Here is a 12,325-nt window from a genome sequence, read left to right on the forward strand (position 1 = left end):
CCCCGATCAGGCCTGGCCGGCTGCCGCGTTGATCGGTGCCATGTCGAAATAGTCGCGCCAGGCTTTGATCTTTCCGTCCTCGACTTCGAATACCCCCATGACCGGGAGCGCTACCTCGGCGCCGTTGATGGTGAAGACGTCGACGCGCTCGTTCATGACGGTGTTGCCGTCCGCGACCTGACGCTTGATCTGAAAGTCGATGTTGCCGAAGGCACCGACAAACTGCTCGATGAACGCCCGGACGGCCTCGCGACCGACCACGGGCTCCATCGGAATGTTGTGATAAACGACGTCATCGGTGAAGTAGTCGACGATCTTTGCAACATCGGCGGCCGCCCACAGCGCGCAGAAATCGGTGATCAGCTTGTCCGATGCCATTGTGTTCCAGCCTCTTTCGAATCGTTGTCGTAGGGTTCGATGATTGCCAGGATGCTTTCGATCTCGCCTGCCGGTATCCCGAAGTACTCGGTGACGAAAACTGTGACGGCCGGTGCCTGGCCAGGTGTTCCGAGGTCGAGCAGATACCGCGCGACGACGCTCTCGCCCCACTCACGCAGCGCGAGTTCACGTATCGCCACGATTCCGCGATATTGCTGCCCCTGTTCGAGCTCGTTGCTGATGAACGCGCCGGTGTCACCGGTTCGCTGACCGTTCTCGACCCGCCAGGCGTCAGTTGCGAATCGGACCTTCGTTGCGTCGTGAGTGAGCAATGCGTTCACGTATTCACGCGCCATGGCGACGCGCCCACTGACCGCAGACTCCGTGGAGTGCTTGGCAATTGCACCCAGGATCGACTCAGCCAACTCCGGTCGGCAGATCACGAGATCCGGAAGGTAGGGGTGAGATTCGTTGTAGAGCAGCGGCGAACCGTCGATGCGGCTGCAATGCAGCCCGGCCGCCTGTGCGACGCCGACGGGTGCAGCCGAATCCCATTCCCACTGCCCACCGGCGTGCAGGTAGGCGTCGACCTCGCCTCGCACCACCGCCATCGCCTTGGCGCCGGCCGATCCCATGTGCACCACGTCGGCGCCGAGTTCGGCTGCCACCGCTTCGGTGAATGCGGGTGGTCGCGATCCGCTGACTACTACGCGGAGCGGCGAATTCGCGGGAACCGAATCGGCCTCGTCGCCACTGGAGTACACCGCTCCGAGCGCCGGCTGAGCAACCGCGGCTGCGGTAATTCCGCTACCGCGCTCCCAAAGCGCCACGTGCACTGCCCAATCCGCGTGATCCGGCAAGCCGTATTCCTTGGAGCCGTCCAGCGGATCGATGATCCAAACCCGGGATGCGTCCAGACGATTGCGATCATCGGCAGACTCCTCCGAGAGCACGGAATCCTCCGGCCGTTCGGCGGCCAACCGGTCGAGGATGTAGGAATCGGCGGCCTTGTCGCCCCGGCGACCAAGCTCACGACCGTCGTCGACACCCAGGCCCTCGGCTCGGATCCCCAGGAGGATCGCACCAGCGGCCTGCGCCAATTCCGCCGCGAGTGCCTCGTCGGCGATTCTGCTGTGTGTGGATTCGCTCACCGGTCCAACACTTCCATAATTCGCAGCGCAAGTTCGGTAGGCGTTCCGTCTTCGGGTCTGATCACCAGCTCGGCACTGGCTGGAGCCTCGTACGGATCGTCGACTCCGGTGAAACCCTTGATTTCCCCGGCCCTGGCCTTGGCGTACATCCCCTTGGGGTCTCGGGCTTCACATTGCTCGATCGGGGTGTCGACGTAAACCTCGACGAACTTCAGCCCGGCGGCCTCGTGCGCCGCCCGCACTCGATCACGATCTTCGCGGTACGGGCTGATCAGGCAGGCCACTGCCACTGCACCTGAATCAGCGAACAACTGCGCCACCGAGCCGACTCGGCGGACGTTCTCGGCTCGGTCCTCGGCACTGAATCCCAGATCCGCGTTCAATCCGTGCCGGAGGTTGTCGCCGTCGAGGCGGTACGCCGGGATACCCGCGGCCACCAAGCGGCGTTCGAGTTCCACCGCGATCGTCGACTTACCCGAGGCCGAGAGACCGGTGAGCCAGATGGTGGCGCCGGCGGTCGCACGTTCCTCGCGAGAAACCTCCGAACTGTGCCAGACGACGCGCGATTCCTTGAGTGTCGGACCGTTGATCATTCCGGCCGCGACGGTATTGCCCGTGGTCTCGTCCACGAGGATGAAGCTGCCTGTCACGCGGTTGCGGCGGTAGGGATCGAACATCAACGGCTGCTGCGTCTTGATCGAGATGCGACCGATCTCGTTGAGGGACAGAGATTCTGCCTTCTCGTCGCGGTGCAGAGAATTCACGTCCAGGCGATAGTCGAGCTTGACGATCTGCGCTTTCGTGGAGCGCGTGGTGTGCAGCAACGAGTAGCGGTTGTTCTCCGACAGGGTGGTCTGTTCAGTCAACCAACAGACCATCGCATCGATTTCCTGCCCGACCTGCGGCCGGTTGTTGAGCCGACACAATTGGTCCCCTCGGCTGACGTCGAGATCGTCGGCCAGCTCGATGCAGACGGCCGAGGGCGCAAACGCTTCGTCGATCACGTCACCGCCCGGCCCGTGGACTGCCTTCACCGTCGAGGTGAATCCTGAAGGCAAAGCCACAATTTCATCGCCGGGCTTGAAGACGCCACTGGCAACCGTTCCGGCGTATCCCCGGAAATCGTGGAGGTCGGCATCTGTTTGCTTCTGCGGACGGATCACGTACTGCACCGGGAAACGCGCGTCGATCAAGTTGCGATCCGAAGCGATGTGTACCTGCTCGAGATGGTGCAGCAGAGAAGGCCCGTCGTACCAGGACATGTTCTCGGTCCGGGCAACGATGTTGTCCCCCAACAGCGCCGACACCGGAATGAACGTCAGATCGTGGACGTCCAGTTTGATCGCGAATTGCCGGAATTCTTCCTTGATCTCCTCGAACCGTTCCTGAGACCAGCCCACGAGGTCCATTTTGTTCACACACAGCACGAGGTGGGGTATCCCCAGGAGAGTCGACAAGAAAGCGTGCCGTCGCGTCTGTTCGAGCACACCCTTGCGTGCGTCCACCAGGATCAGGGCAAGGTCGGCCGTCGAAGCGCCGGTCACCATGTTGCGGGTGTACTGCTCGTGCCCGGGTGTGTCCGCGATGATGAACTTCCGGTGAGGGGTCGCGAAATACCTGTGGGCCACGTCGATCGTGATGCCCTGTTCACGCTCGGCGCGCAATCCGTCGGTCAGTAGCGCGAGGTTGGCGTACTCGTCGCCGCGTTCTCGACTGCTCCGCTCCACGGCCTCGAGTTGGTCCTCGAAGATCGACTTGGAGTCGTAGAGCAACCGGCCGATGAGTGTCGATTTTCCGTCGTCGACACTCCCCGCTGTAGCGACTCTCAGCAGTTGCGGCATCAGAAGTACCCCTCTTTCTTACGATCTTCCATGCCAGCTTCGGAAATCCGGTCATCAGCTCTGGTTGCGCCACGCTCCGTGATACGGCTCGCCGCAACTTCTTCCACGACAGCGGCCGGTGTTTCGGCCGACGATTCGACGCATCCGGTACACGTTGCGTCGCCGACCGTACGGAAGCGCACCAACGCCTCGTAGGACTCCTCGCCGGCACGAAGTTCGAGGAAGCGGGTGCGTGCCAACAACATTCCGTCGCGCGGAACCACTTCGCGACGATGGGCGTAGTAGATGCCGGGAAGGTCGATCCGTTCCTTCTCTATGTACTGCCAGATGTCGAGCTCTGTCCAGTTGGAAAGCGGGAAGATCCGAATGTGTTCACCCTTACGGTGTTTGCCGTTGTACAGGTTCCACAGTTCAGGTCGCTGCACCTTGGGATCCCACTGCCCGAACTCGTCCCGGAAGCTGAACACCCTCTCTTTGGCGCGCGCCTTCTCCTCGTCTCGGCGAGCACCACCGAACACGGCGTCGAACTTGTTGTCGCGAATTCCGCGCAGCAACGCGTGCGTCTGCAGGCGATTGCGACTCGAACCGACTCCGGTGTCCTCGATGACGCGTCCGGCGTCGATGTCGTCCTGCACGCTGGAGACGACAAGACGCAGGTTGAAGCGATCGACCGTGCGGTCGCGGAACTCGATCACCTCGTCGAAATTGTGACCGGTGTCGACGTGCATCACGGCGAACGGCAATGGAGCAGGCCAGAATGCCTTGGCCGCTACGTGCAGCATCACGACGGAATCCTTACCTCCGGAGAACAGGAGGACCGGCTTTTCGAAAGTCGCTGCGACTTCGCGGAAAATATGGACCGCCTCCGCTTCGAGTGCCCGCAAATGCGACAACTCGTAGGCGGGCGGGGTCTGGAGTGTTGCCATGTCTTTCGCTCCTGAGCATCACGTACTCCGTGCGGAACACCATTTCCGCATCGGTACATTTATGTACCGGACTGGTTCTAAATTGAACGCATTCACAGAATAGAACTCGTTCTACCCAAAGGTCAATGACCGGCAATCAGACGTCACAAACCGCGAACCGGACTCCGGCCACCAACTTCCGCCGTCACCGCATCCGCCGCCGCAACCAGCGCCACAGCCCTTCGCTCGATCTCGGCGCCCGTAATCGCCCCGCCCACATAAAGTGTCAGTACAAGGGCCTGATGCCCCTCGGCGTCGTAGGTCGGGGCCGCGATGAGACTGACGGGATGCTCGTCGTCAGAGCTGATGTCGCGCCCGAGGTACACCCTCTCACCCAGGCTCGACACCATCTCCCCGAGCAGTTCACGCACCTCCGGCGGAAGATCGTGCGTCGCAACGCCCGCCATCAGCGTGTGCAGTCGCTGCCCGACTGGATCCAGACTCTCGACCAGATACCCCGCAGCGCGACACTCGCGGACCACGTTCCACAGACGCTCGCGATCCAAGCGCACCGGCAGGCTCGGCTCTTTGCTCAGCCAACTGTCCATGTCGTGATCCGAACCCCAGAGGACGTACATCAGTCCGACCGGTGGTGCGAACGGGTACACCTGACCGACCTTGGCAGCGCGACGCGCTCCGATCGGTCCGGTCACTTCGAGAACGCTGATCTGATCACCGATCACACCGGACGCCGTGCACGTCGTCCCGAACTCCGTGCTCACCTTCTCCAGATGGGTGCGGGCAATGGGTCCGACGGCAAATCCTCGCTGAGCTGCACGTCCGGCCGCGATCAAGGCCGGACCGAGCCCATAGGTCTTCGACACCTCGTCCCGAGTCAGGTATCCACGATCAGCCAGCGCCGTGAGGATTCCCAAGCAGGTGGGCTTGCTGATCTCGAGCGCGCGGGCCAGTTCCGACAGCCCGAACCGCTGATCAGGGCGGCCGACGAGGTAGTCGAGCACCTGAACCACCCGTTCGGTGGGAGGCGATTGTCTCCCCCTCTGGCGTGCTGCTTCAGGCGTCTTCTCCGGTCCACCCATTGACCACTCCCTAGAACGCGTTCTATTGTCGAAATACCCAACATCTACCAAATAGGTACATATTTGTACCACGACGCTCTGGACCGGCGACATAGTCGGAACTGTGAGGAGCCAGCGTGCTGACGGACCCGTTTGCCGAGGCGATCGCCGAAGCCGAGAAATTGATCGAGACTGCGCCGCACATCAGATCCGAACAGGATCTACTGGAGGGATACCAATATCTGGCCGGCGGAATCATCGCGACGACGCATGCCGCCTGGGCCAGCGAAAAGACCCATCCGAGTTTCATCCAGGGCACCGGACCATTCACCAAGATGGGTCTCGACAACCCGGACACCCTCTACTTCGGCGCCCGTATCAACGACGACAAGGAATACAAGGTCACCGGAAAGCGCGGCACCACAGCCGATCTCAGCTTCCAGGTGTTGAGTGGGAACTACACCAACTCGAACGTTCCCGGCAGCGAAATCGCCTTCGACGACCGCGAGCTGGAGATAGACGACGACGGCAACTTCGTCGCTTGGTTCGGCCCCGGCCCCGCCGACGGACGAGCCAACTACTACACCCTGGCGCCCGGATCCTCGCAGCTGGTCGTTCGCGAGGTCTACAGCGACTGGAGTCAGCAGCGCGGCGTGATCCGCATCGAGCGCACCGATTCGATCGGGATCGCGCCGCCACCTCTCACCGCCGAAGAGACCGAGAAGCGTTACGCCAGGGCTGGGAAGGCACTGGTCACGCGGGTCAAGACGTGGCTCCAGTTCCCGGAGTGGTTCTACCTCAAGCTCACGGTCAACACCATGACCGAACCACGCCTGACACCGGGCGGGCTGGCAACGCAGTACTCGTCGGTGGGACATTACGAACTCACCGACGAGCAGGCGATGATCATCACCGTTCCCGCCTCCGACGCACCGTATCTCGGCTTCCAACTGGGGAGCCTCTGGTACATCTCACTGGACTACGTCAATCATCAGACCTCCCTCAACAACGGCCAGGCACAGGTCGATCCGGACGGGATGGTCCGAATGGTGGTCAGCGAGAAGAACCCCGGTGTCACCAACTGGATCGAAACCGTCGGACATCCGCGCGGCATTCTGCAGTTCCGTTGGCAGCGCGTGTCCCGCGAGCTGACGCCGCAGGACGGTCCCACCGTCGAAATCGTCGCCGTCGCAGATATTGCGAAGCACCTGCCGCATTTCGACACCAACACCATCACCGCCGAGGACTGGGCAGCGCGCATTGCCCAGCGCCAGGCCGCCATCGACAACCGAATGCTGGGGTAATCATGACCGCCTTGCTCGAAGACCGTGTAGTAGTCATCTCCGGAGTCGGCCCGGCACTCGGCCGCGCTCTGGCCCTTCGATGTGCGTCGGCCGGCGCGAGTCTTGTTCTCGCAGCACGTACGCAATCGCGACTCGACGACGTTGCGAAGGAAATAGTCGATGCCGGTGGGCGCGCCGTCACCGTTGCCACCGACATCACCGACCAGGCTTCCGCCGAGAATCTGGTGGCCGAGTCCATTGCCGCCTACGGCAAAGTCGACACTCTGATCAACAATGCATTCTCGATTCCGTCGATGAAACCGTTGGCTCGCACCGATTACCAGCACATCCGCGACAGCATCGAACTGACCGTACTGGGTGCGTTGCGCCTGACTCAGCTGTTCACGCCGGCACTTGCCGAGTCGGACGGCTCCGTGGTGAACATCAATTCGATGGTGTTGCGGCATTCGCAAGAGCGTTACGGCAGCTACAAGATGGCGAAGTCGGCCCTGCTCGCCATGTCGCAGTCCCTGGCCACCGAACTCGGCCCGCAGGGAATTCGTGTCAATTCGATTGCACCCGGCTACATCTGGGGCGACACCCTCAAGGGATACTTCGCGCACCAGGCGGAGAAGTTCGGCATGACTGTCGAGCAGATCTACGAGCACACTGCGTCGAACACCGACCTCAAGCGCCTGCCGACGACGGATGAAGTATCCGATGCGGCGATCTTCCTGGCGTCCCCGATGGCCAGCGCGATCACCGGCCAATGCATCGACGTCAACTGCGGCGAATTCCATCACTAGGAGCACCATGACTGAACGCACTCACGTCGGCACCGTCGAGGATCTCCATGCCTCGGCGACGCGGATGACCGGCCTGACGGACTTCGGCGTCGACGATTACACCGAGGCTCTGTCGGTCCTCCTCGAGTCTTACGACCGCGACGAGGATCTGACGCCCTTCGGCAGCAAGATCTCTCGGGTATTCCTTCGCGGCGCCTTGGTGGCCCGTCTCCTCAGCGAATCGGCGTGGAAGGAGCATCCGGAACACGCCGACGTCAAGATCGAGCGGCCGATCTTCGTCACCGGATTGCCACGCACGGGCACCACTGCCTTACACCGCCTCCTCACGGTCGACCCGGCTCACCAGGGCCTCGAGATGTGGCTGACCGAGTTCCCTCAGCCTCGCCCGCCTCGCGATACGTGGGAATCGAACCCGGTCTTCGCCAAGATCGAGGAGACATTCGGTCAACACCACGTCGAGCATCCCGAATTCATGGGCGTGCACTACATGTCGGCCAGCGAAGTCGAAGAATGTTGGCAGCTCTTGCGTCAGACGTTCAAGTCCGTGTCGTACGAGTGCCTGGCAAATCTACCCACGTACTCCGCATGGCTGAAGGACCAGGAGTGGTCGAACGCCTATGCACGACACAAGAAGAACCTGCAGCTGATCGGTCTGCCCGATCAGGATCGACGGTGGGTCCTCAAGAACCCGAGCCACCTGTTTGCGCTCGACGAATTGATGGAGGCGTACCCCGACGCTCTCGTCATCCAGACTCACCGCTCCCCTACGACGATCATTCCGTCGGTGTGCAGCCTGGCCGCCCAGGCGACAGAGGGTTGGTCGAACACGTTCACCGACAAGGTGATCGGCGAAAGTCAGCTCGAATTGTGGGCCAGGGGGCTCGAGCAGTTCGACAGTGCACGCGCACACCACAATCCCGCGCAGTTCATCGACGTCGACTATCAGGACTTCGTCACCGATCCACTGGGAACCGTCGAGAACATCTACACGCACTTCGACATCCCGTTGACATCTACCGCCCAGCAGTCGATGGAGGCCATGCACGAGGAAAGCCGCTCGGGTGCTCGCAAACCGTCGCACAAGTACACGCTCGAGGAGTTCGGCCTGACGAAGGAACAGGTGGAGGAGCGATTCGGAACTCGCTGACCACCGTTGGTCGACGACCTTGCTGACGACTGAAGCCCCCGCCGGACGGCGGGGGCTTCAGTACGCAACTCGGTCAGCTGCTGAAATGCTCGCCGAGCAACCGGTCCAACTCCGTCGGCGCCTCGTCGGGAATCCAGTGGCTCACACCCCGGAGAACTTCGAACCGATACGGACCGTCGACAAACGCGGGAGTGAGGGCAGAACCCTTGGGCCCGATGGCGGCGTCGCCGTCACTCCAGACGTGCAGGGTCGGCACGGTGACCCGGGCAGCTGCCGGGTTCGGCTTGGTCATCCACATCGCGCGGTACCAGTTCAGACCGCCGCGCAGTCTGCCGGGAGCGAGCATGGCGTTCAGATCGCGCCGCGCATTCTCCGGCGTCTGCCCACTCGAAACCAGGAACTTCTCGCCCAGCGATGATGAGGCCAGAATCTTCTCGGGAACGAAGGGTAATTGGAACGCCCCCATGTACCACGATTTCAGTCCCTGAGTGCTGGTCACCATCGCCTTGATGAAGGCCAGCGGGTGCGGAACCGACACCGTGGTAACGGTGTTGAGCAAATCCGGCCGTTCGGCAGCGACCTGCCATGCGACTGCGGCACCCCAGTCGTGGCCGACCAGGTGCACCTTGCCCACCGCGAGCGCGTCGATCAGCGCGACAGTGTCGGCGGCGAGTTCGGACCCGCGGTACGCCCAGCGCGCTTTCGGCCTGGCGCCGGGTGAGTACCCTCGCTGATCCGGCGCCACGGTGCGGAAGCCGCGGGTGTGCAGCAGCGGTGCGAGCTGATCCCACGAGCTCGAATCCTGCGGAAAACCGTGCAGGAGGACCACCACCGGACCGTCTGCCGGCCCTTCGTCGCGTACGTCGAAGGTCAGCCCGGACCGGGAGTACGAGGTGAGGCGATCCGCCGGTGTAGTCATAGCGCCACGCTAGCCTTCGTGACCCCTGTGATCGGAGCCTTTTCACCAGCGCGCAGGAACTGGCCTGTCTTTTCGATTCCGAATCCCGGGGCGAATTCGCCGTCCCGGTAGACGAGTCGGCCGTTGATCACCGTCGCGACGGCTGCGTCGTCGCTGCGGTTGACCATTCGGCTGATCCCACCGTACTCGGGGACCTTTGCCTCGAACAGGCCGTCCACCGACTCGTCGAGCCCGGCCGGATCGATGACAACGAAGTCCGCGCGGTCGCCCTGGCGTAGATGTCCGGCGTCGATGCCGTACCAGTCCGCCAGTTCACCGGTCAGGCGGTGGATTGCGCGCTCGATGGTGAGGAACGGCTTGCGGTCACTCTGAGCGTCCTTGACGCGCTTGAGGAGTCGCACCGGGTAGTTGTAGAACGCCATGTTGCGCAGATGTGCGCCGGCATCGCCGAAGCCCATCTGCACACCGGAACTCGCGGCGAGTTTCTTCGCGAACTTGGGCCGGTGATTGGCAATGGTGGTGCGCCAGCGAAGATCTCGCCCGTACTTCACCACCAGGTCGAGGTACGCGTCCACCGGGTGCACTCCGCGGATGTCACCGACCTGACCGAAGTTCTTGCCGATCAACGTCTCGTCCGGGCATCCCACGATGACCGCATCGTAGAAATTGCGATGCCAGATGCGGGGTGAGAACTTGTTGTCGTAGTCCTTACGGAATGCGCGACGGTACGACTCGTCCTGGAGCAGTTCGTTGCGCTCCACCTGGTCCTTGAGATGCAAAGCGGCGGCGCCGGCACCGAACTCCTCGAACACGACGAGGTCAATTCCATCCGCGTAGACGGTGAAGGGAACCGGAAGGTGCTGCCACTTGAAATCGGTCTTCGCGAAGCGATTGAGCAGTGGGGCCGCAGCGAGCATGAAGTACACGATCACCGGGTAGGCCTTCGAATCCGCACCGGAGAGCAGCGACGTCTTGAGCGGCTTCTTGCGTCCGATGGCGGAGCTTTCGGCGAAGAACGCCGCGACGTTCGGATGCAGGTTGATGGTCGGAGCGCTCTGCAAGATCTTTCCGCGATCGCGAAGGATGCGGTTGAGGAATCGGAACTCTTTCCACCGTGCATACGTCGACGGCAAAGAGCGAGAACGGTATTCGTCGCCGTCGATCTTGTCGAGGGCATTGGTCATCGACGACAGGCCAAGCATCCCCGCATCGATGGCGTCCTCGAGCATCGAGCCCATCCGGCCGAGTTCCGAGCGGGTCGGCTTGACCTTCTTGTCGGTGCCGCGCCCCAATCCGAGTACGTGCGTGCGGATGTCGGAGTGGCCGATGAATGCCGCGACATTGGGTCCGAGGGGAAGGGCTTCGAGTGCGGCGGTGTAGGCCGCGGGACCGGTCCAGGTCTTGTTCGCTTCGAGGATGCGCAGCACCGCGTCGTGGGGAACTGCTTCGACCCGGCTGAACAGGTCAGCGATTTCACGCGGGGTCGAATACACCGTCGACAGTGAGCAATTGCCGAGCACGACCGTAGTGACGCCGTGGCGAACCGATTCAGGAAGGCCTGGACTGACCAAGGCTTCGGCGTCGTAGTGCGTGTGGACGTCGACAAAGCCCGGGAGAACCCACTTGCCGGCCGCGTCGATCACCTCGGTGTCCGGCCCGATCTCCAGGCGCGTCGTGGACACCTCCGCGACCACGCCGTCTCGAATTCCGAGATTTCGACGCAGACCAGGAGCCCCCGTCCCGTCGAACCACAACCCGTCGTTGACCACGATGTCGAAAGCAGACACTGTCGGACTCCTCGCCTCACGTATGTGTTACCTCACGTTATAGACAGCGTTGAGTAAAAGTCAATGAACCTTCCGAACCAATACATAAGATGTCGGAATGGCCGCAGTCCCCCGCTCCCCCGAAGACCGTCAGAGGCAAATCCTCGAGGTAGCAGTACACATGTTGCGGACCGAGCCTTTCGACCAACTGTCGATGGATCGCGTCGCAGCCGAGGCCGGTGTCTCGCCGCCACTGCTGTTTCACTACTTCAAGAACAAGAAGGGTTTCCAGAACGCCATCCTCGAGGCTGCCTCGGCCGATCTCGAAGATCGAATGCGACCGGATCCCGAACTACCGATCACGTCCCAGCTGCGTTCAGGTATCGAAACTTTCGTCGATGCCGTTATCGAGCACCCCACCATTTACCTCGCCGTGATGCGGATGGCCGGCAGTGGCGACGTCCGGATGCGCACGATCTATCGCGGGATGCGCCGAACATTCACCACATGGATCGTCGCCGCGCTCACAAATCTGGGCATCGAATCGAATGCGACCGTCGAGGCGACCATCGCCGGGTGGCAGGCATTCATGGAGGAAATAGTCGTCAACTGGATCGACGAGCCGACCCTCGAACGAGGCGAGATGGTCGACCTCTGCGAACGAATTTTCTACCACTGCCTACCGGCGGCGGGCATCAGCGTGGAACAAATAGTGGCGGCCACCATGGCTGCGACGGCCAGTGAGTCCGGCGCAACAAAACTGTGATCTTCGCGCCGGGGTTTCACAGGTGGTCACGATTGGGTATCTTGCTTGCAGTGGCGCTGGACCACGACCCCAACACATGAAGGATCCAACATGGAGTCTGTCGAAAACGTATTGCCCGAGGGTGTCAAGCTCGAAGACGTCTTGAGTGTCCTCAAGGTCGCAGTTGCGGGCATCGGCCTCATCAGCGCACTTTCGGCATTCAGCTGATCGCAAAGCGTCATCGACAGGCCGGACTTCGGGGAGTCCGGCCTGTTTTTTGTTTCCGCTCCTGAACAATCCGTGAA

At 61.9% G+C, this 12,325-nt stretch carries 11 protein-coding genes; 4 read left to right on the plus strand and 7 right to left on the minus strand.

Going from position 1 to position 12,325, the window contains the following annotated elements; genetic code table 11:
- Window positions 1-6: 6 nt before the first annotated feature.
- The 5 genes from GJB56_RS12100 to GJB56_RS12120 all read right to left on the minus strand — a co-directional run bounded on the left by GJB56_RS12100 (window position 7) and on the right by GJB56_RS12120 (window position 5,375).
- On the minus strand, window positions 7-378 hold the full coding sequence (locus GJB56_RS12100; RefSeq protein WP_113684092.1) for a nuclear transport factor 2 family protein: 372 nt from the start codon (window positions 376-378) through the stop codon (window positions 7-9).
- Window positions 360-1,529: a 3'(2'),5'-bisphosphate nucleotidase CysQ gene (locus GJB56_RS12105; protein ID WP_113684091.1), complete on the minus strand. Its 1,170-nt coding sequence runs from the start codon at window positions 1,527-1,529 to the stop codon at window positions 360-362. The genes GJB56_RS12100 and GJB56_RS12105 overlap by 19 nt, the downstream gene beginning before the upstream one ends.
- Entirely contained in the window at window positions 1,526-3,370 is a 1,845-nt protein-coding gene (gene cysC, locus GJB56_RS12110; RefSeq protein WP_113684090.1) for an adenylyl-sulfate kinase, read from the minus strand. The genes GJB56_RS12105 and cysC overlap by 4 nt, the downstream gene beginning before the upstream one ends.
- On the minus strand, window positions 3,370-4,296 hold the full coding sequence (gene cysD / locus GJB56_RS12115) for a sulfate adenylyltransferase subunit CysD (protein WP_019749195.1): 927 nt from the start codon (window positions 4,294-4,296) through the stop codon (window positions 3,370-3,372). The genes cysC and cysD overlap by 1 nt, the downstream gene beginning before the upstream one ends.
- A 143-nt stretch (window positions 4,297-4,439) precedes the next feature.
- Window positions 4,440-5,375: a helix-turn-helix domain-containing protein gene (locus tag GJB56_RS12120; protein WP_113684089.1), complete on the minus strand. Its 936-nt coding sequence runs from the start codon at window positions 5,373-5,375 to the stop codon at window positions 4,440-4,442.
- 116 nt (window positions 5,376-5,491) lie between these two features.
- Here GJB56_RS12120 and GJB56_RS12125 point away from each other — a divergent pair, with 116 nt between their 5' ends.
- The 3 genes from GJB56_RS12125 to GJB56_RS12135 are packed head-to-tail and all read left to right on the plus strand — an operon-like array spanning window position 5,492 to window position 8,590.
- Window positions 5,492-6,658, plus strand: coding sequence for a hypothetical protein (locus tag GJB56_RS12125; protein WP_021334277.1), 1,167 nt, complete (start codon window positions 5,492-5,494; stop codon window positions 6,656-6,658).
- 2 nt (window positions 6,659-6,660) lie between these two features.
- Window positions 6,661-7,443 (plus strand): SDR family oxidoreductase, encoded by a 783-nt coding sequence (locus GJB56_RS12130; RefSeq protein ID WP_007726165.1) that lies wholly within the window; start codon window positions 6,661-6,663, stop codon window positions 7,441-7,443.
- 7 nt (window positions 7,444-7,450) lie between these two features.
- Window positions 7,451-8,590, plus strand: a complete 1,140-nt coding sequence (locus tag GJB56_RS12135) for a sulfotransferase family protein (RefSeq protein WP_020908307.1) — start codon at window positions 7,451-7,453, stop codon at window positions 8,588-8,590.
- Between the two features lie 73 nt (window positions 8,591-8,663).
- On the opposite strand, the gene GJB56_RS12140 is transcribed toward GJB56_RS12135, so the two are convergent.
- Window positions 8,664-9,509: an alpha/beta fold hydrolase gene (locus GJB56_RS12140; RefSeq protein ID WP_113684088.1), complete on the minus strand. Its 846-nt coding sequence runs from the start codon at window positions 9,507-9,509 to the stop codon at window positions 8,664-8,666.
- On the minus strand, window positions 9,506-11,296 hold the full coding sequence (locus tag GJB56_RS12145; RefSeq protein WP_113684087.1) for an N-acyl-D-amino-acid deacylase family protein: 1,791 nt from the start codon (window positions 11,294-11,296) through the stop codon (window positions 9,506-9,508). Before GJB56_RS12145 ends, GJB56_RS12140 begins: the two co-directional genes overlap by 4 nt.
- 97 nt (window positions 11,297-11,393) lie before the next feature.
- Here GJB56_RS12145 and GJB56_RS12150 point away from each other — a divergent pair, with 97 nt between their 5' ends.
- Window positions 11,394-12,041, plus strand: coding sequence for a TetR/AcrR family transcriptional regulator (locus tag GJB56_RS12150; protein WP_019749202.1), 648 nt, complete (start codon window positions 11,394-11,396; stop codon window positions 12,039-12,041).
- Window positions 12,042-12,325 lie beyond the last annotated feature (284 nt).

Origin of the sequence: Rhodococcus sp. AQ5-07 (genome assembly GCF_009707305.1) — a bacterium.
Classification (GTDB): Bacteria; Actinomycetota; Actinomycetes; order Mycobacteriales; family Mycobacteriaceae; genus Rhodococcus_F; species Rhodococcus_F erythropolis.